A 25,443-nucleotide genomic window follows, 5' to 3' on the forward strand; every position below is an offset into this window, starting at 1 on the left:
GAGAGCATCGACCCGTGAGCACCGATTCCAGCCACCGTCCCGCCGCGAGGGGGGCTGAAACCGCGACCACCACCGGTGCCCTGCGCGCCATCCGGCCCGTGCCGACCTCCACGTACCGTCTGCAGCTGCACGAGGGCTTCACCGCCGACGATGCCGTAGCCGTGGTCCCGTATCTCGCCCGGCTCGGCGTGGGGCACCTGTTCTGCTCCCCCGTGCTGCAGGCGGCTCCCGGGTCCACCCATGGCTATGACGTGGTCGACCATTCCCGGATCGGCGAGGAGATCGGCGGAGAGGGGGCGCTGCGCCGACTTGCCGACGCCGCGCACGCCCACGGGATGGGACTGATCGTCGACGTGGTGCCCAACCACATGGCGATCCCCACCCCGATCTGGCACAACCGTGCGCTGTGGTCGGTGCTGCGGGACGGGCCCCGCTCCCCCTTCGCCGACTGGTTCGATCTTGACCCCTCGTCTGAGCTGTCCATCCTGGTGCCCGTCCTCGGCAGGACCATCGGTGCGGTCCTGGCCGATGGGGAGATCAGTGTGGGCCCGGAGGAGATCCCTCAGGCCGACGGCACCACCGCGGTCGAGACCGTGGTGCGCTACTTCGACCATGTGCTCCCGGTCGCCGCCGGCACCGAGCACCTGGGCCTGGCGGATCTGCTCGAACGGCAGTGGTACCGCCTGGCGTATTGGAAGGTCTCCGATGAGGAGCTGAACTACCGCCGCTTCTTCGACGTGGACACCCTCGCCGGGCTCCAGGTGGAGCTGCCGCACGTGTTCGAGGCGACCCATGCGACGCTGCTGCGTCTGCAGGGCGAAGGGGTCATCGACGGCTACCGCATCGATCATCCCGACGGCCTGTCCGATCCCCGCGGCTACCTGCGGGACCTCGAAAGCTCCACCGGTGGCGCCTGGACCGTGGTGGAGAAGATCCTCGAGGGCGAGGAGCAGCTGCCCGGTGATTTCCCCTGTGCGGGGACCACCGGCTACGACGCCCTCTGGCGAGTGGGAGGGCTCTTCCATGACCCGCACGGGGCGATCGGTCTGACGCATCTGTGGCAGCGACGCACCGGGGACCTGCGCCCCTTCGAGGAGGTCGCCGAGGAGTCGACGGACCTGATCGTCTCCACCAGCCTGTGGGCGGAGGTTGAACGGCTGACCACCCTGATCCACCGCATCTGCCAGGAGGACATCCGCCTGCGCGACACGACCCGTCGGAACCTGCAGAAGGTGATCGTCGCGCTGCTGGGGTCGATGGACCGCTACCGCGCTTACATCGTCCCCGGCGAGCCGGCCTCCGGCTCCGAGCGGGCGGTCCTCGAGCAGGCGGCGGCCCGCGCGCGCCAGCGTCTCGGTGAGGACGAGGATGTGGTGACCACCCTGGAGACGGTGCTCGCGCTGGTCTGCGGGGACGAGGTGGGCAGCGCGGGCCGTACGGGCAGCGCGGAGCGGGACGAGGTGGTGGTGCGCTTTGCACAGACCTGCGGCCCGGTCCACGCCAAGGGGCTCGAGGACACCGCCTTCTACCGCTACACCCGCTTCCTGCCTGTCAACGAGGTCGGCGCGGACCCGGACCGGATCGGTGTCGAACCGGACCAGCTGCACGATCATGCGCAGTCGATGGTCCGCACCCGCCCCGATGCGATGACCACTCTGTCCACGCATGACACCAAGCGCAGCGAGGACGTCCGGGCGCGGCTCGCGGTGCTCACCGAGCAGCCGCTGGAATGGGCGCTGGTGGTGCAGGATCTCGACCGTGCGACCGCCGAGGACCGCGGGGACCGGGTCGACGGGGCGATCGAGCTGCTCCTCTGGCAGACCCTCGCCGGATGCTGGGAGCTTCCCGGATCGTCGGCCGCGGCGCTGAGCGCGGAGCGGCTCGAGGGATATCTGCTCAAGGCCATGCGGGAGGCGAAGAGCTTCACCACCTGGACCGAGCAGGATGCGGACTACGAGCAGCAGGTGCTGGCGCTGGGACGCGCGGCGCTGGAGTCCTCCGACGTGCAGCGGATCCTCACCGACTGGACTCGCCGCACTGCCGCCGCGCAGCGCAGCGCGATCCTCGGGCAGAAGCTGGTGCAGCTGACGATGCCCGGGGTGCCGGATGTGTATCAGGGCAATGAATCGATCGATCTCTCCCTCGTGGATCCGGATAACCGGCGCCCCGTGGACCATGCGCTCCATGAGGAGCGGCTGGCCCGGATGATCGAGGGTGCCGGACCCGATGGGATCGCCGACGAGAAGCTCTGGCTCACCCACCGTGCGCTGGTGCTGCGCAGAGCGCGCCCTGAGCTCTTCCAGGGACGGGACGCGAGCTACCATCCGCTGCCCACCACCACGGGACATGCGGTCGCCTTCGGTCGGGCGGCCGCGGAGGGAGACGTTGAGGTCGTCACGGTCGTCACTCGCCTCGCCCTTGGGCTCGCCCAGCGTGGAGGCTGGGGAGACGGCTGGATCGCGCTGCCTTCCGGACGCTGGCGGGATGCGCTCAGCGGCGCCGAGTTCGACGGCGGTCAGGTGAGCCTCGGCGAGCTGCTCGACGCCTGGCCCGTCGCGCTGCTGGTGCGCAGCGCGGGGATGGAGGAGTCCCGATGACCACCGGTGCTGCGAGCCCTCCCGGCCCCCGCCGCTATGACCGCTTCGAGCTGTGGGCCCCGGCCGTCCGCACCGTGGAGGTGCGGATCGACGGCGTCGTGCACCCGATGAGCGCGAGCGCAGAGGGCTGGTTCCGCCTGCCCGACGTGCCCGCCGTGCCGGGAGCCCGCTATGCCTACCGGCTCGATCAGGGCGAGCTATGGCTGCCCGATCCGAGGTCCCTGTCGCAGCCGGACGGCGTGCACGGCGAGAGCGAGGTCCTCGATCCTCGGTCCCTGCGCACCGCGACCCCATGGCGGGGCAGGAGCCTGCGCGGGCGGGTGCTCTACGAGCTCCACGTCGGCACCTTCGCCCCCGGGCCCGACGGGCGCGGAGGCAACTTCGACTCCGCCATCGAGCGGCTCGACGCACTGGTCGAGCTGGGGGTCGACGCGATCGAGCTGCTGCCGGTGGCGACCTTCCCCGGAGATCGCGGCTGGGGCTATGACGGGGTGGGCCTGTACGCGGTCCATGCCGCCTATGGCGGGCACGCCGGGCTGGCCCGCTTCGTCGAGGCCGCGCATTCCCGCGGGCTCGCCGTGCTGCTCGATGTGGTGCACAACCATCTGGGCCCCTCCGGGAACTACCTGGGCATGTTCGGGCCCTACTTCACCGACCAGCACGAGACCCCGTGGGGCGAGGCGGTCAACCTCGATCAGCCGGGCTCCCGCCAGGTGCGCGACTTCCTGCTGGGCAGCGTCCGTCAGTGGCTGGTGGACGTGGGCCTGGACGGGCTGCGCCTGGACGCCGTCCACGAGCTGCAGGACGATTCCCCGCAGCACTTCCTGGCCGAGCTCGCCGAGGCGGTCTCCACCTGGGAGGACGAGACCGGCCGCGAGCTGACCCTGATCGCAGAATCTGACCGCAACGACCCGGCCACGGTCTCCCCCACCCGCGCCGGCGGCCTCGGCATGGACATGCAATGGGCCGACGATGTCCACCATGGCGTCCACGCCTGGATCACGGGCGAGCGGGCAGGCTATTACGGAGACTTCGGGAGCGCCGAGGCGCTCGCCGCCGTGCTGCAGCGGGTCTTCCTGCATGCGGGCACTTTCTCCACGTTCCGCGACACGGTGTGGGGAGCTGCCGTGGATCCGGCGTCCGCCGACTACGACGCGCACTCCTTCGTGACCTTCCTGCAGAATCACGACCAGGTGGGCAATCGCGCGAGCGGAGACCGCATCCACCATGGCATCGACCTCGCGCAGCAGGCCGCGGCGATCGCCCTGATCCTGCTGGGCCCGGGTACCCCGATGCTGTTCCAGGGCGAGGAGTGGGCGGCCTCGACGCCGTTCGCCTTCTTCACCGACCATGACGACGAGCTGGGCCCGCTGGTGAGCGCCGGGCGGGTCGCGGAGTTCGCCGCCATGGGCTGGGCCGAGCAGGTCCCCGATCCGCAGTCGCGAACGACCTTCGAGTCCTCGATGCTACTTTGGAGCGAGCGGGAGCAGGGCAGCCATGCCCAGATGCTGCAGTGGTATCGCACGTTGATCGCCCTGCGCCGGGAGCAGGCGGACTTCCATGATCCGGACCTCCGACGCACCAGGGTCAAGGTGCTCGCCGAGGAGACCGTGCTGCTGCAGCGCGGGGATCTAGCCGTACTGGCCCATCGAGGACCGGGTCCGCTGGCTGGAGGTCTCCGCGCGGCCGAGGTGCTCGCCTCCTTCGGCGGGATCGATCGAGCACCGGACGGCACGCTCTCGATGCCCGGCCCCGGAGCAGCGGTGCTGCGTCCCCTACCGGCTGTCTAGGGGGGCCAGGAGACGGCGTCGGCACTGCCTGAGCGGGTCAAGAAACTCCGTCGGCGCCGCCTGAGCGGGTCAAGAGACTGCGTCGACCCCGCCCGTGCGCAGCAGCCCCGCACCGTCGTTCGCGAGTGAGGCGAGCCGCGAGAGGGATCGCAGGTACTTCTTGCGGTAGCCGCTGCGCAGCAGCTCCTCGGAGAAGAGGTCACCGAGCACGGGGGGCGCATCGTCGCCGTCGCGCTCCCCTTCTCGCTCCTCTTCGCGCTCGCCGTTGTTGCCCGGTGCGAGGGCTACGAGGGTGGGCACCTCCCTGTCGTAGAGCCGGTCCACCAGGACCACGAAGCGCAGGGCGTCGTGATGACGGGTGAGCCCATGCATGCCGACGAGGTGGACTGAGGAGACCTCATCGATCAGGGCGCCATAGCGGGAGGGGTGCACGGTGCTCAGGTGCTTCAGCAGCGGGTCGAAGCTGTCGAGTGTCGCCCCCGGGGTGGACCCGGCGTGCTCAGCCACCTCCGCCTCGGGAAGGGTGCAGATCTCGCTGACGCCGTCACGCCGCCGGTAGTCCTCGCCGTCGATCCGCAGCACCTGGAACCGCTGAGCCATGGCCTGGATCTCCCGCAGGAAGTCCTGGGCGGCGAAACGTCCCTCGCCGAGCGCATCGGGCAGGGTGTTCGAGGTGGCGACGATCGCGACGCCCCGGTCGGAGAGCTCGCGGATCAGACGGGTCATCAGCAGGGTGTCGCCGGGATCGTCGAGCTCGAACTCGTCGATGCACACCAGCTGCGACTCGCCCAGCAGGTCGACCGCCTTCTGGAACCCGAGCGCCCCCACCAGATCGGTGTACTCCACGAAGGTGCCGTAGACGCGCGCGCCGTCGACCGCATGGAACAAGCTGGTGAGCAGGTGGGTCTTGCCGACCCCGAAGCCGCCGTCGAGGTAGATGCCGAGCGCGGGCTCCGGCTTCCGGCGCAGGCGGGCCAGGAAGCCGCCGCGCGGCTGCCCGAGCGCAGCGGCGAAGGCGGTGATGCGCTGCTTGGCCTCCTCCTGGGAGGGATACGCGGGGTCCGGGACGTAGTTATCCAACCGCGCCTGGGCGAAGCGCGGCGGCGGCACCAGATCTGCGAGCAGGCGCTCGAGGGAGGGTGCGGGCCGGCGGTCGCTCAGTGCATCGGTCACGCCGGTCAGTGTAGGCGGCGGGATCCCGCGCTCGCCGGTTCTCCGCCTCGGGTGCCGCTGGTGGATGAGCGAGACCACATCGCCGCGCAGCCCCACTCGTCGCCACCGACCGCCGCTGACCGCCGCTGACCTCCCTGACCGCCCCGACCGCCACCCGGCGGCGCACATCGCCGCCTGGCCCCGGTGCGGCAGTGCTGGCGCAGGCCTCACGACCGCCAGCGACGGTTCAGAGTCGGAGGCCGATCGATCCCTCGAGAGCAGGAGAGGCGGGGTCTCGCACCGGCACCTCGACCCTGCCCACGGACTCCTCGAGTCCCAGCTCGCGCACCAGGTAGTCCGCGAGCAGCCGTTCATAGCGGGCCGGGTCGCGGTTCCACTCCCGGGTGTGAGAGGCGCCCTCGAAGGGGACGAATTCGATGAGGTCGGGCCGCAGCGCAGCAAGCTGCCTGCTGGGCTCGGGCGGGACCGTCTCGTCATCCAGGGCATGGAACAGCAGGGTGGGATGGATGAGGCGCTCGGCGTAGTACGGAGGCGTCATCTCATGCAGCGCGAGCGGCTCATGCAGGCGCACCATCCGGGCACCGATCTGCGAGGTCATCATCCACAGGGCGAGCTGTCGCATCGGAGTGGGAGCTTTGAGGGAGGTCGCGTGATGGAACAAGATGTCCTGCCAGTCCACGGCCGGGGAGTCCAGCACCAGCGCGATGATGCGGTCCCGATGCGCAGAGCGGACGGAGGTGCGCAGCGCGATCCCACCGCCCATCGACCATCCCACCAGCACGATCCGACGTGCCCCCTGCGCCACCGCGTAGTCGATCGCGGACTCGGTGTCCTCCCACTCAGCGGCTCCGAGATGGTGCATGCGGTCAGCGGAGGGAGGTGCGCCGACGTCATTGCGATAGGTGATCGCCAGGCTTGTCAGGCCCAGCCTGTGCAGCAACGGGATCACGCGCAGCGCCTCACCGCGCGCGGAGCCGTGCCCGTGGATGAGGATCGCCCAGGTGTCCTCATTGCCGCTGGCGGAGCCGTGGTCAGCATCGGGCCGCACCTGCCAGGCGGGCATGTGCCCCACCGGCGAGTCGATCTGGACCTCCTCGGTGGGCAGGCCGTGAGCGGTCTGCGGGGTCCCGGCCCAGTAGAAGCCGTTGCTCGCGGCGCGGTCCACCTCGAGCGGCTCCGCCGTGTCATCGCCCCATCGGGGCCGCGAGACGGTGGTGGGCGTCGGCCGCCCGTCGACCGGCCCCAGCCGGACGTGGACGGCGCCACCGCCCTGGCGGAGTGCGAGCACCCCACCGCGACGGGTGACCTTGGTGTCGTCCAGATGAACTCGATCCGGGTGGACCGCGCGGATCGCCACGTCCCGGCGGCCGCGCAGGGTCTCGCGCGGCACCAGCGGCAGTCTGGCCATGACCCGTGCCCCCACGGTGAGCAGGCCTCCGCTGAGCGCGAACATCGAGGCCGCTCCGACGGCGCCGTAGACGGCCACCTCGGGCCAGCGTGCCTGGTCAGGACGATGCGGGCGGGGCAGGAAACGGCCCAGCGAGCCGGTGGTCCGGCGGGTCCGGTAGAGGTCGCGCGTCATACCGCGCATCCTATCGGGGGGCTAGGATCGAGACTGTGAACGCCTCGTTCACCATCCCCTCACGAGCGATCGCCAGCTCGTATGAGCGACACCCTCGGGCGTCGCAGAATCGGAGGCTCTCAGATGTCCACCGAACCCATCGGCACCCGTCCGTACCCGATCACCGTCAGCGATCTGGAGTGGCGCGAGCGCCTCTCCCCTGGTGAGTACCAGGTCCTCCGACAGGGCGGCACCGAACGCCCCGGCACCGGTGACTACGAGGAGGTCCGCTCAGCGGGCACCTATGCCTGCAAGGGGTGCGGCGCTGAGCTGTTCACCGCCACCACCCAGTTCGACGCCCACTGCGGCTGGCCAGCTTTCTACGCCCCCACGGACTCCGACGCCGTGGAGCTGCTCGAGGATGTCTCCCTGGGGATGCGGCGCATCGAAGTGCGCTGCGCCGGCTGCGGTTCCCACCTGGGTCACGTCTTCGAGGGAGAGGGCTTCGCGACGCCGACGGACCAGCGGTACTGCATCAACTCGATCAGTCTGGTCCATAGCGACGACGCGAGCGCGAGCGCCGCCGACCCCGCCTGATCGCGCAGCACGACGAGCTGATCCCGCAGAGCGGGGAGAGCTCGGCGCGCCTGCCGGACTCGAGGTCACGCCGCGGATAGCCTCCCTGCGTGTCCGTCCATCGAATCCGCTCCAGCGATGACACCTTCCGTGCCGCCATCGACGCCATGACCAACGCTCCTCAGCCCGCAGAGTTCAGCTGGCGCACCATCCCCGCCCCGTCGCGGATGGCACCGTCGACGTGGGCCTGCACCGGCGAGATCCTCGTGCATGACGATGAGCTCGCCTCCGGTCGCCTGGTGATCCTGCACGATCCGGAGGGGCAGGAGTCCTGGGACGGCACATACCGGATGGTCGCGCTGGTCCAGGCGCAGCTCGAACCCGAGTTCGCGATCGAGTCGATGCTCGGCGACGTGGCCTGGTCCTGGGTCACCGAGTCCCTCGAGCTCCATGAGGCCGAGGCCCGGGAGCTGGGCTGCACCGCCACCCGGGTGGTCTCCCAGTCCTACGGGGCGCTCGCCTCGCGCGCGTCCACGGTGGACGTCGAGATGCGGGTGTCCTGGACGCCCGAGCCGCTCGTACCCTCGGACAGCCCCAGTGCACAACAGGACGCCGGGCAGGGAGAACTGCCGGCCATCGATCTGGTGCCCCATTTCGCTGCCTGGACCGCGATGCTTGCTGCGGCCGGCGGTCTGCCCCCGGCACCGCCGCGCATCGCCCCGATCGCCCCCACCCATCGCGCGAGGGCACCGCGCCCCGAGGAAGCGGGAGACGCCCGGTGACGGACTCGCCCCAGCTCAAAAACCTCAAGGCGCCCCGCGACGGTCTCATGCCCGTCATCGATCGGATCCAGCCGCTGCTGGCCTGGTGCGAGGCCGCCGCCACCGCTCCCGAGGAGCCGGTCTCGGTCGATGCCGAGCGTGCCTCGAGCTACCGCTACAGCTCTCGGGCCTATCTGGTCCAGCTGCGCACCGAAGCGGCCGGCACCGCGCTCATCGATCCCCTGGCATTCCCGATGCCGGGCACCCTGATCAAGCTGCTGGCGGGTCGGGAATGGGTGCTGCATGCGGCGGGCCAGGACCTTCCGAGCCTCGCCGAGCTCGGCCTGCACCCGGCAGCGCTCTTCGACACCGAGCTGGCCGCGCGGCTGCTGGGGATGGAGCGGGTGGGTCTCGGCGCAGTCGTCGAGGACACCCTGGGACTGCATCTGGCCAAGGAGCACTCCGCCGCTGATTGGTCGCGGCGCCCGCTGCCCGAGGGATGGCTCAGCTACGCGGCCCTCGATGTGGAGGTGCTCGTGGAGGTCCGTGAGGTCCTGGTCGAGCGGCTGCGCGCGGCGGGCAAGGAGGACTGGGCGCGCCAGGAGTTCGAGCACGAGCGCACCCGCGAGCACGGACCCACCCGGTCCTCCAGCTGGCGGGGGCTGCACGGCCTGGGGGGCCTGCGCAGCACCCGACAGCTCGCGGCGGCCCGCGAGATGTGGAACCGTCGCGATCAGATCGCGAGCGCCGAGGACCTCTCCCCACACCGGGTGATCAAGGATCGGGACATCGTCGCCGCCGCGAAGGAGGCACCCCGAGGCCGGGAGGCCTTCGACCGTGCGCTGCCCGCTAAGCTCCGCCGCAAGGACACCTGGTGGCAGGCCGCACGCACCGGGATCGAACTGCCTCCGGCTCATCTGCCCGAGCGCAGCGAACGCTCCTATCCCCCGCCGCACAAGCTGTGGTCCAAGAAGTACCCCGAGGTCGCCGAGCGCTACCAGCTGGTGCGCACCGCCGTCGGTGAACGGGCGGAGGATCTCGAGATGCCGCCGGAGAACCTGCTCCAGCCCGCGCTGCTGCGCCACTGGGTGTGGGAGCACGAGCAGGCCCCGGAGGAGACCGAGATCGCCGAGCAGCTGACCGCACTCGGCGCCCGGCCGTGGCAGGTCGAGCAGGCCGCTCCGGTGATCCACCGGTCACTCACCGAGCAGGACTGACAGCAAGCTGGACTGAGACCGCACCAGTTCGAATCATGCCGGTTCAGACCGCGCCGGTTCAGTCCCTCCCTGGACGCTCCATGAACGGCGCGTCGGCAGCTCGCAGCTGCGTCGCGCGCTCGGATCCAGCGCTGCGCAGCACCTGCAGCGCCAGCAGAGCGGAGACCGTGGTCCCGTTCGTGATGCGGCCCTCGAGCACCGCGGTCACCGCCTCGGACAGCGGCACCCAGCGGGAGATCAGCTCCGCCTCCTCATGGGTGCGTTCGAACTCCGCGGAGCTCACTCGCACGCCGGAGGCGAGGTACACGCGGATCACCTCGTCGTTGCCTCCCGGGCTGGGACGCAGATCCACCAGGGTCTGCATCTGCCCGGGCTCATATCCGGTCTCCTCGGCGAGCTCCCGCGCCGCGGCGATGTGCGGTGCCTCGCCGTCGAGATCGAGCAGGCCAGCCGGGATCTCCCAGAGGCTGTGGCCCACTGGATGGCGGTACTGCCGGATCATCAGCACCCGGTCCTGATCGTCGACGGCGAGCACCGCCACCGCTCCGGTGTGCCAGACGTACTCGCGGTCGAAGCGCACTCCCTCAGCGAAGTCCACGGTGTCCCGCACCAGATCCCACACCATGCCTTCATGCAGAAGGCGATGAGCGGCGACCGGGCGGCGGTCGGGCAGATCCCGCAGAGGCGCCTCGGTGCCGCTCTCGGCGCGGTTCTCAGCGGTGCGGTGCTCAGCGGTGCGGTTCTCAGCGGTGCGGCTCTCAGCGGTGCGGCTCTCGGCGGTGCGGCTCTCGGCGGTGCTGCTCTCCGCGGAGCCGCGGTTCTGGTCAGTCATCTGCTCGCTCCTTCGTCATCGTGTCGTCCTTCGGCGTCGTGCCGTCGAGGTCCTGTGCGGCATCGGCAGGTTCCGAGGGGACCTCCAGCAGCCGGGTCGCCTTCTGCAGCTCAACCGCTGCGCCGATCAGCCCCGCGAACAGTGGATGGGCGCGGGTGGGGCGGGACTTGAGCTCGGGGTGCGCCTGAGTGCCGATGTAGAAGGGGTGAACCTCCGGGTCGAGCTCGACGAACTCGACCAGGCTGTGGCCATCCTCGAGCTGCGAGGTCCCCGAGATCCGCAGCCCTGCCTGCTCGAGCGATTCGCGGTACGCGTTGCCGACCTCGTAGCGGTGACGGTGACGCTCGGAGACCGTGGTGGTGCCATAGGTCCGGGCTGCGAGTGAACCCTCCACCAGCGTGTGCTCATAGGAGCCCAGGCGCATCGTCCCGCCCAGGTCACCCTGACCGGAGACGATGGCGGCCTGTTCGGCCATGGTGGCGATCACCGAATGGGCGGTGTCCGGATCGAACTCGGTGGAGTGGGCATCTGCCAGAGCGAGCTCGCTGCGGGCGTACTCGATGACCATCGACTGCATTCCCAAGCACAGCCCCAGCGCAGGGATGCCACGGGTGCGCGCGTGGCGGAGGGCACCGATCTTCCCGTCGACCCCTCGCACCCCGAACCCGCCGGGCACCACGATCGCGTCGACCCCCTTGAGCTGTTCCGCCGCCCCCTCGGGGCTGGTGCAGAGATCGGACTCGATCCAGCGCAGGTTCACTTTCGCGCGGTGGTGGAAGCCCCCGGCTCGCAGCGCCTCGGTGACCGAGAGATAGGCGTCCGGCAGGTCGACGTACTTGCCGACCAGGGCGACGCTGACCTCGTAGTCGGGGTGATGGACCCGCTGCAGCAGCTCCTCCCACTGCGCCCAGTCGACGTCATGGCTGAGCAGGTCGAGGCGACGGATGGCGTAGGCGTCCAATCCCTCCCCGTGCAGCACCCGCGGGATCTCATAGATCGAGGAGGCATCCGCGCAGGTGACCACTGCGTCGAGGTCCACATCGCACATCGAGGAGATCTTCGCCTTCACCGAGGCGGGCAGCTCACGGTCGCTGCGCAGCACGATCGCATCGGGTTGGATGCCGATCGAGCGCAGTGCCGCCACGGAGTGCTGGGTGGGCTTGGTCTTCAGCTCCTTGGACGGACCGATGAAAGGCACCAGGGAGACGTGCACGAAGAACACATTGTCCCGGCCCACGTCCTGGCGCACCTGACGTGCCGCCTCGAGGAACGGCTGGGACTCGATGTCGCCGACGGTCCCGCCGATCTCGGTGATGATCACATCGATGTCGTCCCCGGCCTGGGAGCGCATCGACGCCTTGATCGCATCGGTGATGTGCGGGATCACCTGGACCGTGTCGCCGAGGTACTCGCCTCGGCGCTCCTTCGCGATCACGGTGGAGTAGACCTGGCCGGTGGTGATGTTGGAGTTCGCGGTGAGGTTCTCATCGAGGAACCGCTCGTAGTGCCCGATGTCCAGATCGGTCTCGGCGCCGTCCTCGGTGACGAACACCTCTCCGTGCTGGAACGGGTTCATGGTGCCCGGATCCACGTTGAGGTACGGATCGAGCTTCTGCATCGTCACCCGCAGTCCGCGACTGCTCAGCAGCATCCCGAGAGACGAGGCGGTCAGCCCCTTGCCGAGGCTCGAGACGACGCCGCCGGTGACGAAGATGTGCTTGGTAGTGCCGTGGTTCCTGAAGGGCTTGGCCGCTGCGGCCGCCCCAAGTCGTTGAAGGGGGCTGGTGCCGGTCTGGGGGGCGCTCGCGCTGTTATCTACCACGGACCCCCAATCTACCAGTGGCGAGGGCCAGGCGCGAGCACCTCGTCGAGCTGGACGAGCAGATCCTCGGCCGTGGGGAGCTCGAGCGCCCGGCGGCGGGCAGACTCCTCCGCGGTGCTGCGCAGCGCAGGATCCTGCATCGTGGTGATCGCAGCGGCGAGTGCTGCGGGATCACCGACCGGGACCAGATGGGCGGCGTCTGCGGTGACCCAGCGGGTACCACCGGCATCCGTCGCCACGATCGCCCGGCCTGCTCTCAAGGCTTCCTGGAGCGAGACCGGCTGCCCCTCCCAATGCGCCGCGGAGACCAGCAGGTCGCAGGCCGCCAGCAGAGCGGGGACATCATCACGCCGCCCGAGCAGCTCGACCGGGAGCCGTTCGGCGTGGATCCGCGCGTCCAGCTCCTGCGCGAGCGGACCATCTCCGGCGACTCGGATCCGCACCGGTGCGCCGTCCCGCAGCAGCGCGGCGGCGTCGAGCAGGTCGTGCAGCCCCTTCTGCGGTGCCAGGCGGGCGATCACGAGGATCTCCAGGTGGCTCCCGCCCCGGGCCTCGCTCGGTACGGCAGCGGCAGTCGCTGGCACCGGCACTGCGTCGGTGCCCATGGGCACCAGCACTGCGTCGGTGGCCCCGGTCGCGGCGTCGGTCGGCGATGGCGCGGGGATGATCGCGTGGTGCACGTCGCCGGCCCCCGCCTTCCGTGCGGTCTCGGCGAGGTCGGGAGAGACGGCGAGCACCGTGTTCGCCCGACGGGCGAGCAGGCGTAGCAGAAGCGCGCCGACGACACGGGTGGGCAACGAGCCGACGGTGCGGTTATGCAGCGTGACCACCAGGTGATGACGGCTCAAGCCCCACATCGCCACCGCGGCCAGGGCCCCGGCTCGCAGCCCGTGGGCATGGACAGTCACCGCTGACGGCGCGAACCGCGGGGACCCGGCGGACTCGGTGGACTCGGCGGACTCGGCGGATTCGGCCGGCTGGGCCGGCTGGGCGCGCTGAGCTGGTTGGGCGGTCGTCGTGGTCGTCGCGGGGATCGCGAGCGTGGCGCTGCTCAGGATCTGCCGCAGCGTCCTCACGGTGCGCAGATCTTCGAGCAGATCAGGACGTTCTCGGATCCGCACCGGCGCCTCGCGGACGTCACGTCCGGCTGCCTCCAGCAGAGCCAGCTCCTGATCGACATGCGCCGCCAGACCGCCGCTCGCCGTGGGTCGCACCAGCAGGATCGTCACGATGCTGACCTCGCCGCGCCGAAACGTCCGCCCCGCAGGCGGCGCAGCGCCCTCCGGGTCAGCTCCGGATCCGCCGCGGCCATCGCCGCAGCCGCGATCAGACCGGCGATCAGACCGCAGGCGATTCCGACCAGCACAGCGCCCACCTCCCCCATGTCGGTGGTCACGAGCTGCCTGCCCAGCAGCAGCCCGGGGATCCCACCGCCCAGCAGCGCGACCGGGACCATCAGCGCGGTGCGTCGCACCGCAATGAGGTGTCCCCCGTGCTCGAGGACGTCCGCGATCCGTGCCAGTCCCACCAGCCCGGCCAGCGCCATCCCCACAGCCATGGAGAGCCCGAAGGCGGTCGAGGCCTCTGCCGCGGAGCGCTCAGGACTGGGCAGCACGATGATCAGGATCACCGCGCCGGCGATCATCCAGCCGACCGAGCCGACCAGCAGCGCATCCCGGGCCCGCAGGGCCGCGGCGAGGATGCGGGTGCACTGGATGGAGACGGCGAAGCCCACCAGGCCCAGCGAGAGCCCCGCGGTGGTGGAGCCGACCCCGGTGGCCCCGGCCCTGTCGATCTGGCGGAAGAACTGCTCGAGCGCGGGCCCAGCGGCCAGCAGCATCGCGGCACCGATCACGGAGACCGCCATCACGGTGCGCACGGAAGCGGCGGCGACCTTGGCGAAGCCGGAACGGTCCCCCACCAGACGCAGCTCCGACAGATGCGGAAACACCGAAGTGACCAGGGGCACCACGAGAATGGCGTAGGGAAGGAGATAGAGGGCCTGGGCGTACTGGAAGACCGGCAGGGTCCCCACCCCGCCAGCTCGCATCGCGAGCACCATCACCAGCGCGAGCACCAGCTGCTGCGCCCCGACGGCCCCGAGTCCGGCACCGCCCAGGGCCAGCGCACGCCGCCCGAAGCCGGCCGGCATCCGCAGCGTCGGGCGCAGCCGCAGGCCCGTCCGGAGCGCGACGACCACCACGGGCAGCGCCATCATGGCGACGCCTGCGGTGGTGCCCCACCCGAGCCACCACACGGCCGAGGGGTCGATGGTCGTGGTGGTCGCCACGGGAGGCACCAGATGGGCGTAGACCCGGTAGGAGATCATCACGATGATCGAAGACAGCAGCGGCATCATCGCGGGCCAGAGGAACCGCTTGCGGGCCTGCAGATAGGCGGCGAGCACCACGGACAGCCCGTACAGCGGCAGCTGCAGTGCGAAGATCCGCAGCAGAGTCGCTCCGAGCGGTACACCGGCGGTGCCCGGCGTCTCAGCGGCCAGCAGCAGCTGGGCCAGCGGGGCAGCGAAGGCGATCACCAGCGCGGCCATCAGCCCGGTTCCCAGCAGCGTCCAGGTGAGCAGGCTCGAGACGATGCGGTCGACGAGCGCGGCGCCTTCGCGGGCGGAGCGCCCCCGCCCTTCGGCGCGAAGCTCCCCGACCTGTCTCGGGTCCACGCTCTCCTCGGCGCCGACGAGATCCTTCGGGTCCCCCTCCGGGACCAGTCCCGCGATCAAGGGCACCACCACTGCGGCGAGGACGCCGCCGGCGACGACCTCGAACAGGACGTTGGGGAGCATGTTCGCCGTGGTGTAGGCGGTGCCCACGTCCCCCGCGCCGACGCTCGCCCCGAACACCAGGTAGCGGACGAAGCCCGCGATCCGTGCGAAGACGGTCACCAGCAGGATCACGCCCGCACCGCGCAGCACCGATCGGGTGATCCCGCCTCGACGACTGCTCATCTCAGCGGTGGGCCGGGACGGCGTGGGACGCCCAGGGGTCGAGTTCATCGTTCCTCCTCAGCCGCCGGGTCCGGGTCGGCAGCCGAGCCCTCAGACGTGCCCTCAGCCGGCCGCTCAGCCGAGCGTTCAGCGGAGACCGGCAGCCGCCCCAGCCGGTCCAGCCGGCGGAGCGGTGCGGTGGAGTCGATCACGGCGCTGAAGCTGACCTTCTCACTGGCGAGCGTCAGCGCCACCACCGCGGCCAGCAGAGAGATCCGGGCTGGGGCGGGCAGCAGCCTGGTCGCAGCGCTTCCCACGGCGGCGCCGAGCACGTTGGCACCGGCGTCTCCGAGCATCCCGCGCTCTCGGAGGTCGGCCGGCAGCGCCAGCAGCCCGGGCAGCGCAGCGGCCAGCGCGAGCTGCTCGCCGGTGCGAGCACGGTCGGTGCCCGCCGGGACGAGCAGCAGCAGAGCAGCCGGAGGCAGCACGGCCTTCAGCGCCCGCCCGGGACGCAGATCCAGGAGGTTCGCGAGGTTCGCGCAACCGGAGACCAGCGCGGCATCGGCCAGGACCATTCCCGCTCCGCGGGGAGAGGGGGCGGAGAGGACGCCCGCCAAGGAGAGCAGCGGGATCCCGAGCGCCTTGGCGGCGCCCGTGGTCAGGTGGCCCTCCAGCAGCGCGCCGAGATGACCCCGCAGACCCTTGGAGACGGGTCGTCCCGCGCGACGCTGACGAGGCTCGAGCAGGTCATCGACCAGGCCCAGAGTGCCGATGCCGGCCAGGACGCATGGATCTGCGGGGCGACCGGTGCGCAGGGACAGCGCGACCACCCCGCCGATCACCAGTGCACCCTCGGCCAGGCTCACCTCACGGCCGGCGAAGTTCGTGCGTCGCAGCTCCTCACGCAGCGCGCCGATCATCCCTCTCCCCCGCCATCGGAGGGCTGCGTGCCAGTCTCTGCAGTTCCGCCATCGCCCTGCTGGTCAGCAGCCTGCTCCTCGAGGCCCTGAGTCTCCGGAAGCGCGGGCAGCCGGTTCTCGGCGTCACCGGTGGTGCCGTACGCCCCGCTGCCACCGCGCGACTGCTCGATCAGGGCGAGCACCGACAGCAGCGGGCCGTCAGCTTCCTGGAGCCGATCAGTGGTCGAGAGGGCATCGAAGCTGGCGTCCCCGCGCACTGTGCGCAGGACGCCGGTGGAGGCATCGTTCCCGGGGGTGGCCGCGGAGACCACTGCGGGAAGACCGGTGCGGGCGAGCTCTCCGAGCAGGTTGGTCTGGGAGGCGAGCAGGCCCTGCGCACGTTCGGTCGCGACCTGCTCATCCTCCTTCGCATCGGCGAGCTCCTCGGGGGCGGCGCTGGCATAGATCACAGCATCGACCGCCACGGGCGCCTCACCATCGATCGAGACCAGGTCATGATCGATCAGCACCTGCCACAGCTGGGTGCGCAGCTCGGGGGTGAGCCCGCCTTCGGCATCTGAGTGCAGCAGCCTGGGAATCATGGCCGAGAGCAGAGCACTGTCGGTCAGCTCCCCCTCGGGGTCCTCGGGCAGCACCGCCGGGGCGATCGAGCGGACCGTCTCCAGCGCCTGCGCACGGGTCTGCTCCGCATCGGGGGCCCAGAGGGCGGGGAGCAGGTTGATCTGGACGGTGGACCCGACCCCGGCGTCCTCCAGCAGAGTCACGATGCGCTCGGTGCCCGGGCGGGTGGAGCTGTCGTCGGCCAACAGAGCCACCTGCTTCCCGTCGAGGGTGCCGGCGACCAGCTCCGGACCCAGCTCGGTGATGAAGGTCGCCAGCTGGTCATGCTTCGCGGAGAGCTCCTCGGTGTCGCCGCGCAGCTGCTCCTGCTCGGTGCGCAGCTGCTCGACCTGGCCGGCGAGCTGGTCGCCGAGGTTCTCACGCAGCGGGCCGGCGCCGAGCACGATGCCGACCGCCAGTGCCAGGAACACGGAGATCAGGGAGACGAGGTGGTAACGAAAATCGATCACGGGGTCGAGACCCTCCTACGACCCGGTGGCCCGGGGTGAGAACAGCAAGGTGAACCAGGACAGGATCCCATCCAGGCGGGCGCCGAAGATCTGGACCAGCGCCTGCCCTCCGGGGGTCGCCCAGAGCGCGACCGCGAGTGCGGCGAGCCCGGCCAGTGCGAGCAGCACCAGCTGGAAGGTGGAGATCCTCTGACGGTACAGGCGGGAGACGCCTTTGGCGTCCACCAGCTTGGACCCGATGCGCAGCCGGGTCAGGAAGGTCGAGCTCATCCCGGCGCGTCCCTTGTCCAGGAACTCCTCCAGGGTGCCGTGAGTGCCGACGGCCACGATCACCGAAGCGCCCTTCTCGTCGGCCAGCAGCATCGCGATGTCCTCGCTGGTGCCGGAGGCCGGGAACGAGATCGCGTCCCGGTCCAGGCCCAGCTCCGTCAGCCGCTCCATCCCCGGGGCGCGGCCATCACGGTAGGCATGGACCACGAGCTCGGAACCGCTGCGCAGGGCACGGTCGGAGACCGAGTCCATGTCCCCGATGATCATGTCCGGATGGAACCCGGCGTCGATCACAGCGTCCGCACCGCCGTCGACACCGATGATGATCGGTCGGTTCTCGCGGAGGAAGGGCTTGAGGGTCGCCAGGTCCTCCTTGTAGTGGTAGCCGCGCACCACGATCAGCACCGGTCGCCCGTCCATGCGGGTGCGCACCTCGGGCGCGCCGATGCCGTCCAGCAGCAGATCCCGCTCCCGCAGCATGTATTCCATGGTGTTCTCGGCGAACAGTTCGAGCTGCTCGGACAGGCCCTCGCGCGCGATCTCGAGGGAGGCGGTGACGCTCTCGTCGTCCTGTCGGGTGCCGGCGGCGATCGGAGTCCCCTCGAGCTGCACCTCGCCGTCCGTCACGGTGATCGTCTCCCCGTCACGGACCCCTTCGAACACGGACTCGCCGAAGCTGTCGACCAGGACGATGCCTGCATCGATCAGGATTCGGGGACCGGCGTTCGGGTAGCGCCCGGAGGTCGACGCCGCGACGTTGAGCACGGCGGCCGGCTCCCGTTCGACCAGGGCCTCAGCGGCGACGCGGTCGATGTCCTCATGGTCGATGATCGCGATGTCACCGGGCTGGAGCCGCTTGGTGAGGTCCTTGGTGCGCTTGCCGAGCCGGGCGGTTCCGGTCACCGAGCGCACAGCGCTCATCGTCGCGCTCCCGGCGGAGTCTCATCAGAAGTCGCGACCGCACGTGCCTCGTCCAGGAGCTCCTCGGCATGGGCGAGGGCCAGGTCGGAGGCGTCGTCACCGGCGAGCATCCGTGCCAGCTCCCGGATCCGTGCCGGCTTGTCCAGATGCTCGACCGTGGAGCTGGTGGTGCCGTCGGTGGAGGACTTCACGATCTGCAGGTGGGTGCTGGCGTGGGCAGCGACCTGAGGAAGGTGGGTGACCACGATGACCTGGGCATGACGTGCCAGTCGGGCGAGCCGCTGCCCGACGGCGAGGGCGGCACGGCCGCCGATCCCCGCATCGATCTCGTCGAAGACGAACACCGGTGCCGCGCTGCGATCGTTCCGGGAGGAGGACAGCGCCACCTCGAGGGCGAGCATCACCCGGGAGAGCTCACCTCCGGAGGCGGCCTGGGCGACGGGCAGATGGTCGGCGCCGGGATGCGGGGCGAGGAGGATCGCGACGGCGTCGCAGCCGTGGGAGCGATGGCTCTGTACGGACACCTCCACTCGGATATCGGCGTCGGGCATCTCGAGATGCCGCAGCTCCTCCTGCACCGCGGAGGACAGAGCAGAGGCGGCGATGCGGCGGGCCTCGGTGAGCGCCGCAGCGGTCTCGGAGAGGTCCGCCTCAAGACCCTCGAGCCGGCCGACGGTCTCGGCCCGCTCCTCCTCGGCACCCTCATAGCGGTCCAGAGCGATCGCGGCGGTGCGGGAGGTGGCCAGCAGCGTGGTGATGTCCCCGGCCGGGCCGTCCGGGCCCGGCAGCATCGCGCCGAGGTCCCGGACCAGCAGGGTCAGCTCATGGAGACGTTCATTGGCCTCCTCGATCCTGCTGGGCGAGCCGTCGATGCTGTCTGCATAGCGGGAGATCTCCGCGGCGACGTCCGAGAGCTCGAGGCGCACGGCGTCCATCCGCTCGACCAGCGGTTCCAGAGTCGTATCGGTGCGGGCAGCGCGTCCCAGGCTCTCCGCCGCGAGTGCCAGCAGCGGTGCGGCGGCGGGGCCGTCATCGTCACCGACCAGGGCCAATGCTGCCTGCCCGGCGGCGCCGCGCAGCTCCTCGGCATTGGCGAGCCGCTCGATCTCGGCACGCAGATCCTCGTCCTCCCCCTCGACCGGGTCGGACTGCTCGAGCCGCTCGAGGGCCTGACGCAGCGCAGCGCCGCGCCGGTCTCGTTCAGTCAGCAGCTCATCGAGCTCGGCCAGACGCTCGGTGAGTGTGGAACGCTCGCGCCAGATCTCGCGGTGGCGGGTGAGCAGCGGTCCGATCTCAGCGATGGCGAAGCGATCCAGCGCATCGCGCTGGGCCTCGGGGTCGCGCAGACGCTGCTGATCGGACTGGCCGTGCACCGTGACCGCCGTGCCCACGAGACGGGCGAGCGTGCCGATCGGCACCGGGACCCCTCCGATCTGGGCGCGGGAGCGGCCATCGCGGGTGACCCGTCGGACCACCAGCACCTCGCCGTCCTCCTCTTCAGCGCCCAGCTCGTCGAGCGCGGCGGCGAGCTCGGTGTGGCCTGCCAGGGCGAGGGTGCCGTCGACGGTGCTGGAGCCGCGGGTGCGACCGCGGTCGAGCCGCTCGCCGAGCAGCATGGTCAGGCCGGTGACGATCATCGTCTTGCCCGCCCCGGTCTCACCGGTCAGCGCGGTGAATCCGGGCCCGAAATCGAGCATGGCGTCGTCGATCACACCGATCTGACGAATACGCAGGGTTGACAGCATGGTGGTGCCTCCTGCCCTCAGCGGGTGCCGGGGCTGCGACCCCGCCAGCCCACCACCGGCAGCTGGAACTTCTCGACGAGCCGGTCCGCGAAGGGCGTCGGCGCCAGCCGCGCCAGCCGCACGTACCGCTCGGAGAGCCGGGATTCGATGCGCATCCCTGCGGTGATGTCCTCGGTGCGTCGGCCATCCAGGGTGAGGATGCCGTCCTCGCGGTTGTCGAGGGTCATCTCGATCGCCGCCTCGGAGGAACGCCCCAGCACCAGCGGCCTGGCGAACAGGGCGTGCGCTGCCAGCGGGATCAGCATCATCGCGTCGACCTCCGGCCAGATCACCGGTCCGCCGGCGCTGAAGGCGTAGGCCGTCGAGCCGGTGGAGGTGGACAGCAGCACGCCGTCCGCCCCGAAGGAGGAGACCGGGCGCCCGTCGATCTCGATCGCGACGTTGATCATCTTCTGCCGGTCGGCCTTCTCGAGGGAGGCCTCGTTCAACGCCCAGTGATGGGCGAGGAGGGCGTCATCCGAATCCAGCACCGAGATGTCGAGGGTCGAACGCTTCTCGATGTCGTAATCGCCGTCGAGCAGGCGGGCGACGGTGATCGAGAGATCCTCGACCTCGCTCTCGGCGAGGAAGCCGACATGACCGAGGTTCACTCCGTGGACGGGGATGTCCGCCTCGCGCACGGCCTCGAGGGCGCGCAGGATGGTGCCGTCGCCGCCGAGGACGATGCCGAGTTCGACGAGATCCTCCGCCGTGACGGATTCGAGCACATCGACGGCGCCGTTGGTGAGGAAGGTCAGCAGGCGCGGGGGTGCCATGTCCTCGGGCAGGGCGAGGATCTCGTCGACCTGCTGCTGGACGACGATCGCACGCACGCCACGCAGCCGGAGCTCCTCGAGCACCGTGAGCGTCGCGCGCAGCGCCGCTCGGCGGCCCGTATGGACGTAGAGGAGGAACCGTCGCATCGGGGTCAGTCCTCCTGGCTGGGGTGCTGGTCGTGGCGTCGCCGCGGACGGTCCCCGCGCACGGCAGACTCGATCATGTCACAGGCCTCGGCATCCAGCGTGAACGCCGTGCCGTGCGGACGCAGATGCAGGAAGTACTCACGGTTGCCGTCCTGTCCGGGTAGCGTGCTGGGCCCGACAGCTGCTGCGGAGAGCCCGGACCCGGCGGCCGATTCTGCGACCTCGCGCACCGCCCGCACCCGTTCCGCCTGGTCGCTCACGACGCCGGACTTCGGCAGGGCTGCTCTTGGCACCTCGAACTGCGGCTTCACCATCAGCAGCAGCTGCCCGTCGGGCCGGACCACTGATCCAAGGGCCGCCAGGACTGTGCGCAGGGAGATGAAGGAGAGGTCCGCGACCAGGAGGTCGACGCTCGTTCCCAGCAGCGCGGGATGGAGATCGCGCACACTGGTGCCGTCGAGGACGGTGACGCGAGAATCCTCACGCACATGGTCTGCGAGCTGATCGCGGCCGATGTCGACCGCGATCACCGAGGCCGCACCGCGGCGCAGCAGCACATCGGTGAACCCACCGGTGGAGGCCCCCGCATCCAGGCAGCTCAGGCCCGCCGGGTCCAGGCCGAGCGCATCGAGGGCACCGGCGAGCTTGTGCGCGGCCCGGGAGGCGTATTCGATCCCGTCGGGCACATCGACGACGGCGAGCTCGGCGCCGGCAGGGACCGGCGTGGCGGGACGGGTGACCGTGCGGCCGTCGAGCCTGGCCCGCCCCTCCTCGATGATGCGCCGAGCATGGGTGCGGGACCGCGCGAGGCCGGCGGTGAGCAGCGCGACGTCGAGTCGGTCGCCGCTCACCGGTCCGTGGGCTGCACTGCGGCACCGTGCTGGTCGCGGAGCTCGCCGCGCCAGGCCTGTTCGGCGCTGTGGCTCGCCAGCAGCGCCAGCACCGCCCGCAGGATCCGCGGATCCTCGACCTCTCCGTGCAGCTCGATGTCTCCCTCGCGCCAGAGGGCGCGGACTGCTCCGCAGCGGGCGGTCTCACCGTCGACGACGGGCAGCGGGAAGGGAGCAGCGAGCTGCTCGAGGTCGGGCAGGATGAAGGTGGGTCGGCGCACCGGCTCTGCGCGCAGCGCAGACTCGATCCCATCCACTCCGGTGAGCACCAGCAGGGAGTCCATCCCTGCACGCACCGCCCCTTCGATGTCGGTGTCCAGCCGGTCGCCGATGATCAAGGGGCGCCGTGCGCCCTGATCCCGGGCGGCGACCTCGAACATGCCCGGCTCCGGCTTGCCGGCGACCGCAGGCTCGGCCCCGGTGGCGTGCCGCAGCACCGCCACCATGGAACCGTTGCCGGGCGCCAGCCCGCGCTCGGTGGGAAGTGTCGCGTCGATGTTGGTGGCCATCCAGAAGGCACCGTGCCTGATCGCGTAGGCACCTTCTGCCAGCAACGACCAGTCCAGATCCGGGGACCAGCCCTGGACCACGGCGACCACATCCTCGCTGTCGGTGTCCACCGGCTCGAGGCCGACTTCCCGGATCTGGGCGGCGAGGCTGGGACCACCGACGATCAGCACCTTCGAGCCTGCCTCGAGACGGTCTGCGAGCAGCCGCGACGCCACCTGAGGTGAGGTCACGAACTCCTCGGGCCGGGCAGCGACACCGACCACTGCGAGGTGGTCAGCGGCCTGCTGCGGAGTGCGGGAGGCGTTGTTCGTCGCGAAGACGACGGTGCGACCGGCGGCACGCGCGATCTCCACCGCCTCGGCGGCGTGCGGGATCGGCTGGGCGCCGTGCATCAGCGTCCCATCGAGATCCAGCAGCAGCGCATCGTACAGATCCAGCAGCGAAGGATCAGGCCGACGGATCATGCCGACTCCTCCGATGCTCGCGTCTCCTCGATCTTCTCCTCTGCGGGCAGAGAAGCCTCAGGCAGCTCATCGGCCGTGGCGGGCTCGGCCGCGTCGGAGGACACTCCCTCGACAGCGGGCTCCTCCACGTCAGCAGGCTCCCCCGCATCAGCAGGCTCGTCGACGTCAGCGGGCTCCTCCACGTCAGCGTCAGAGAGTTCTGCGTCGACCTCGTCGGAGGCGCCCGCGGGCAGCTCGTCCTCCTCCTCGGAGTCGTTCTCGCCCTCGAAGCCGTTCTCGCCCTCGGCGTCGAAGTCATCAGCATCAGCATCAGCATCAGCATCAGCATCAGCATCAGCATCAGCATCAGGGTCGTAGGCGTCGAGGACCGAGATCTGCTCGTCGTCGGCCCAGGTGGGCTCCTCCGCCGGCTGCGGAGCCGGGCGGCCCAGACGCTCGGCGGCGTCGGTCACTCCCTCGGAGTCGGCATCCGCCGCCAGCGTGAGCCAGCGCTTCGCCTCGTCGGGACGGCCCGCACGCTCGAGGAGATCGGCGTAGGCGACCCACAGGCGCACCTGCCAGCGTCCCTCGACCTTGTGCCGCAGCGCGGGGATCTCGAGCGTGCGCAGAGCAGTCTCGATGTCCCCCGTATCCGCGTAGGCACCGGCCACCACGATGATCAGCTCGATCGATGCATTGACGCCGAGATCGGAGGCATCCTCCGAGGAGGCGATGTCCAGGGCACGCTCCGGCCTGCCCAGCCCACGCTCCGAATCCGCGATCATCGGCAGCACATCAGTGCGCCCGGTGATGCGCAGCGATGTGCGCAGCTCGCGCGACGCCGTGCGGAAGTCGCCGGCGCGATAGGCGATGATGCCGTGAGCCTCTCGCACCGCACCGACACGACCGCCGAGGCGCGCAGCGAAGCGGGCATGCGCCTGCGCGGTCTCGTTGTCGGACTCCTCCAGGAGGTAGGCCGCGACCATATGGCGGGAGACCCGCTCTGCGGTGTCCTTGCTCAGCCCGCGCAGCTCTGCCTGGATGTCCTTGCCCAGCTCCCGCCCCGTGATGCTCTCCGGGATGCGGGGCTCGATCGGCCGGTCAGCACGAGCCTCCTGGCCCGGACGGGTGTTGCGCGAGTCGTCTCGGGGTGCATATTCAGGGCGGTCCCTGCCGTGATCGCGTGCTCCACCGTGATCGCGCACTCCACCGTGGCTGCGTGCACCGCCATGGTCACGTGCACCGCCGTAATCACTGCGTCCCCGGCTACCGCGGGTGTCGCGGTCATCCCGACGCGGGCGATCTTCGCGCCACGGACGGTCCTCGCGCGGTCGCGCATCCCGATCTTCACGGGGGCGGAAGTCCTTGCGGTCCCGCTTCTCCCACGGCTTGTCCTCACGGCGTCCGCTGGCGTCGCCGCGTGCATGATCGGGGCGACCACCGCTGCGGTCCTCACGCGGACGGAAGTCCTGACGATCCCGCTTCTCCCACGGCTTGTCCTCGCGACCGCTACGGGAGTCCGGACGGGAACCGGCGGGGCGAGCGCCACCACGGTCATCGCGGGGGCGGTAGTCCTTGCGGTCGCGGTTCTCCCAGGGCCGGTCCTCACGGCCACCACGAGAGTCCGGACGGGAACCTGACGGCCGACCACCACGGTCCTCGCGCGGACGAGCATCTCGATCTTCACGGGGGCGGAAGCCCTTGCGGTCCCGGTTCTCCCAGGGCTTATCCTCACGGCCACCACGAGAGTCCGGACGGGAACCGGCGGGGCGAGCACCACCGCGGTCCTCGCGGGGGCGGTAGTCCTTGCGGTCCCGGTTCTCCCAGGGCCGGTCCTCCCGGCCACCGCGAGAGTCCGGACGGGAACCGGCGGGGCGAACGCCACCACGGTTCTCCCAGGGCTTGTCCTCACGGCGCGAGCCGGCGTCGCCGCGAGCGTGCTCCGGACGGCCGCCGCTGCGCTCTTCGCGCGGTCGGTAGTCCTTGCGGTCCCGCTTCTCCCAGGGCTTGTCATCACGACTGCCGCGGGAGTCACTGCCGCGAGAGTCCTGGCCTCCTCGGAAGCCCCCGGAATCCTCGGAGCGGCGCGGCCGCTGAGACCAGGATGAGCCGCGGTCATCACGACGCGGTCCACCGCTGGTGCGGCCGGTCTCGTCATTGGGGCGGTAGGGCCGCTTCCGTGCGGTCCCGGACGCGTCGCCGACAGAGCGGGGGCGGTCCTGACGGGCGCTGCGCGGCCCGTCCTTCTCCCAGGACCCCTGAGTCCTGGGCCGCCCGCGCCCGTCGCCGGACGACGAGCGGGAGTGCGGTGTCGTGGAATTGTCGTCGCGCCGCTGGCCGTACCGACTCTTGTCGCCCTGGCCGTGGTCGCCCCTGTTATTGCTGTCCTCAGACACCTGGACCGTCCGTCTCTTCGTCTCGCCCTTATGTCGTTTTCTCCCG

At 70.5% G+C, this 25,443-nt stretch carries 19 protein-coding genes and 1 pseudogene; 6 read left to right on the forward strand and 14 right to left on the reverse strand.

Features of this window, described 5'->3' with window-relative positions; translation table 11 throughout:
• Positions 1–14: 14 nt before the first annotated feature.
• Positions 15–2,597, forward strand: coding sequence for a malto-oligosyltrehalose synthase (gene treY, locus ACT3UF_RS15330; RefSeq protein ID WP_441445621.1), 2,583 nt, complete (start codon positions 15–17; stop codon positions 2,595–2,597).
• Positions 2,594–4,387 carry a malto-oligosyltrehalose trehalohydrolase gene (gene treZ / locus ACT3UF_RS15335; RefSeq protein WP_441445622.1) on the forward strand — a complete coding sequence of 598 codons (1,794 nt, stop codon included), beginning with the start codon at positions 2,594–2,596 and terminating at the stop codon, positions 4,385–4,387. The genes treY and treZ overlap by 4 nt, the downstream gene beginning before the upstream one ends.
• Before the next feature lie 69 nt (positions 4,388–4,456).
• Here the strand turns inward: treZ and zapE are convergent, their stop codons facing one another.
• Both zapE and ACT3UF_RS15345 read right to left on the reverse strand, forming a co-directional pair.
• On the reverse strand, positions 4,457–5,560 hold the full coding sequence (gene zapE, locus ACT3UF_RS15340) for a cell division protein ZapE (RefSeq protein ID WP_441445623.1): 1,104 nt from the start codon (positions 5,558–5,560) through the stop codon (positions 4,457–4,459).
• Between the two features lie 226 nt (positions 5,561–5,786).
• Positions 5,787–7,142, reverse strand: coding sequence for an alpha/beta hydrolase family protein (locus ACT3UF_RS15345; RefSeq protein WP_441445624.1), 1,356 nt, complete (start codon positions 7,140–7,142; stop codon positions 5,787–5,789).
• A gap of 123 nt (positions 7,143–7,265) precedes the next feature.
• On the opposite strand from ACT3UF_RS15345, the gene msrB reads away from it, so the two are divergent.
• The 3 genes from msrB (at position 7,266) to ACT3UF_RS15360 (ending at position 9,675) form a co-directional block, all read left to right on the forward strand.
• The gene (gene msrB, locus ACT3UF_RS15350) at positions 7,266–7,718 is read left to right on the forward strand and encodes a peptide-methionine (R)-S-oxide reductase MsrB (protein WP_441445625.1); all 453 of its coding nucleotides are present in this window, start codon (positions 7,266–7,268) and stop codon (positions 7,716–7,718) included.
• 89 nt (positions 7,719–7,807) lie between these two features.
• Positions 7,808–8,479, forward strand: a complete 672-nt coding sequence (locus ACT3UF_RS15355; protein WP_441445626.1) for a DUF3000 family protein — start codon at positions 7,808–7,810, stop codon at positions 8,477–8,479.
• A gap of 47 nt (positions 8,480–8,526) precedes the next feature.
• Complete coding sequence (locus ACT3UF_RS15360; protein ID WP_441445645.1) at positions 8,527–9,675, forward strand: HRDC domain-containing protein; 1,149 nt, start codon at positions 8,527–8,529, stop codon at positions 9,673–9,675.
• Positions 9,676–9,733: 58 nt separating this feature from the next.
• On the opposite strand, the gene ACT3UF_RS15365 is transcribed toward ACT3UF_RS15360, so the two are convergent.
• A complete protein-coding gene (locus tag ACT3UF_RS15365) occupies positions 9,734–10,357 on the reverse strand; it encodes an NUDIX domain-containing protein (RefSeq protein WP_441445646.1) in 624 nt (207 codons plus the stop codon).
• Between ACT3UF_RS15365 and ACT3UF_RS15370 the strand changes: the two are divergent.
• Positions 10,319–10,435, forward strand: a pseudogene (locus tag ACT3UF_RS15370) (hypothetical protein); the annotation flags it as partial. The gene ACT3UF_RS15365 and the pseudogene ACT3UF_RS15370 sit on opposite strands and share 39 nt — an antisense overlap.
• A 64-nt stretch (positions 10,436–10,499) precedes the next feature.
• On the opposite strand, the gene ACT3UF_RS15375 reads toward ACT3UF_RS15370, so the two are convergent.
• From ACT3UF_RS15375 to ACT3UF_RS15425, 11 genes are read right to left on the reverse strand one after another with little or no spacing between them, the layout of a single operon-like run.
• Positions 10,500–12,329 (reverse strand): CTP synthase, encoded by a 1,830-nt coding sequence (locus ACT3UF_RS15375; protein ID WP_441445627.1) that lies wholly within the window; start codon positions 12,327–12,329, stop codon positions 10,500–10,502.
• A gap of 11 nt (positions 12,330–12,340) precedes the next feature.
• Positions 12,341–13,558 (reverse strand): glycosyltransferase, encoded by a 1,218-nt coding sequence (locus ACT3UF_RS15380; protein ID WP_441445628.1) that lies wholly within the window; start codon positions 13,556–13,558, stop codon positions 12,341–12,343.
• Positions 13,555–15,339, reverse strand: coding sequence for a murein biosynthesis integral membrane protein MurJ (murJ, locus tag ACT3UF_RS15385; RefSeq protein ID WP_441445629.1), 1,785 nt, complete (start codon positions 15,337–15,339; stop codon positions 13,555–13,557). The genes ACT3UF_RS15380 and murJ overlap by 4 nt, the downstream gene beginning before the upstream one ends.
• Positions 15,336–16,190 carry a hypothetical protein gene (locus ACT3UF_RS15390; protein ID WP_441445630.1) on the reverse strand — a complete coding sequence of 285 codons (855 nt, stop codon included), beginning with the start codon at positions 16,188–16,190 and terminating at the stop codon, positions 15,336–15,338. Before ACT3UF_RS15390 ends, murJ begins: the two co-directional genes overlap by 4 nt.
• On the reverse strand, positions 16,187–17,260 hold the full coding sequence (locus ACT3UF_RS15395; RefSeq protein WP_441445631.1) for a copper transporter: 1,074 nt from the start codon (positions 17,258–17,260) through the stop codon (positions 16,187–16,189). The genes ACT3UF_RS15390 and ACT3UF_RS15395 overlap by 4 nt, the downstream gene beginning before the upstream one ends.
• Positions 17,261–17,275: 15 nt before the next feature.
• Positions 17,276–18,451 carry a putative cytokinetic ring protein SteA gene (gene steA, locus ACT3UF_RS15400; protein ID WP_441445632.1) on the reverse strand — a complete coding sequence of 392 codons (1,176 nt, stop codon included), beginning with the start codon at positions 18,449–18,451 and terminating at the stop codon, positions 17,276–17,278.
• On the reverse strand, positions 18,448–20,196 hold the full coding sequence (recN, locus tag ACT3UF_RS15405) for a DNA repair protein RecN (RefSeq protein ID WP_441445633.1): 1,749 nt from the start codon (positions 20,194–20,196) through the stop codon (positions 18,448–18,450). Before recN ends, steA begins: the two co-directional genes overlap by 4 nt.
• Before the next feature lie 17 nt (positions 20,197–20,213).
• Complete coding sequence (locus tag ACT3UF_RS15410; RefSeq protein ID WP_441445634.1) at positions 20,214–21,158, reverse strand: NAD kinase; 945 nt, start codon at positions 21,156–21,158, stop codon at positions 20,214–20,216.
• A gap of 5 nt (positions 21,159–21,163) precedes the next feature.
• Entirely contained in the window at positions 21,164–22,009 is an 846-nt protein-coding gene (locus ACT3UF_RS15415) for a TlyA family RNA methyltransferase (RefSeq protein WP_444608424.1), read from the reverse strand.
• Positions 22,006–23,022 carry an HAD-IIA family hydrolase gene (locus ACT3UF_RS15420; protein WP_441445636.1) on the reverse strand — a complete coding sequence of 339 codons (1,017 nt, stop codon included), beginning with the start codon at positions 23,020–23,022 and terminating at the stop codon, positions 22,006–22,008. The genes ACT3UF_RS15415 and ACT3UF_RS15420 overlap by 4 nt, the downstream gene beginning before the upstream one ends.
• The gene (locus ACT3UF_RS15425; protein WP_444592398.1) at positions 23,019–25,397 is read right to left on the reverse strand and encodes a hypothetical protein; all 2,379 of its coding nucleotides are present in this window, start codon (positions 25,395–25,397) and stop codon (positions 23,019–23,021) included. The genes ACT3UF_RS15420 and ACT3UF_RS15425 overlap by 4 nt, the downstream gene beginning before the upstream one ends.
• Positions 25,398–25,443 lie beyond the last annotated feature (46 nt).

This window comes from Brachybacterium sp. AOP24-D1-21 (genome assembly GCF_052378665.1).
Taxonomy (GTDB): domain Bacteria; phylum Actinomycetota; class Actinomycetes; order Actinomycetales; family Dermabacteraceae; genus Brachybacterium.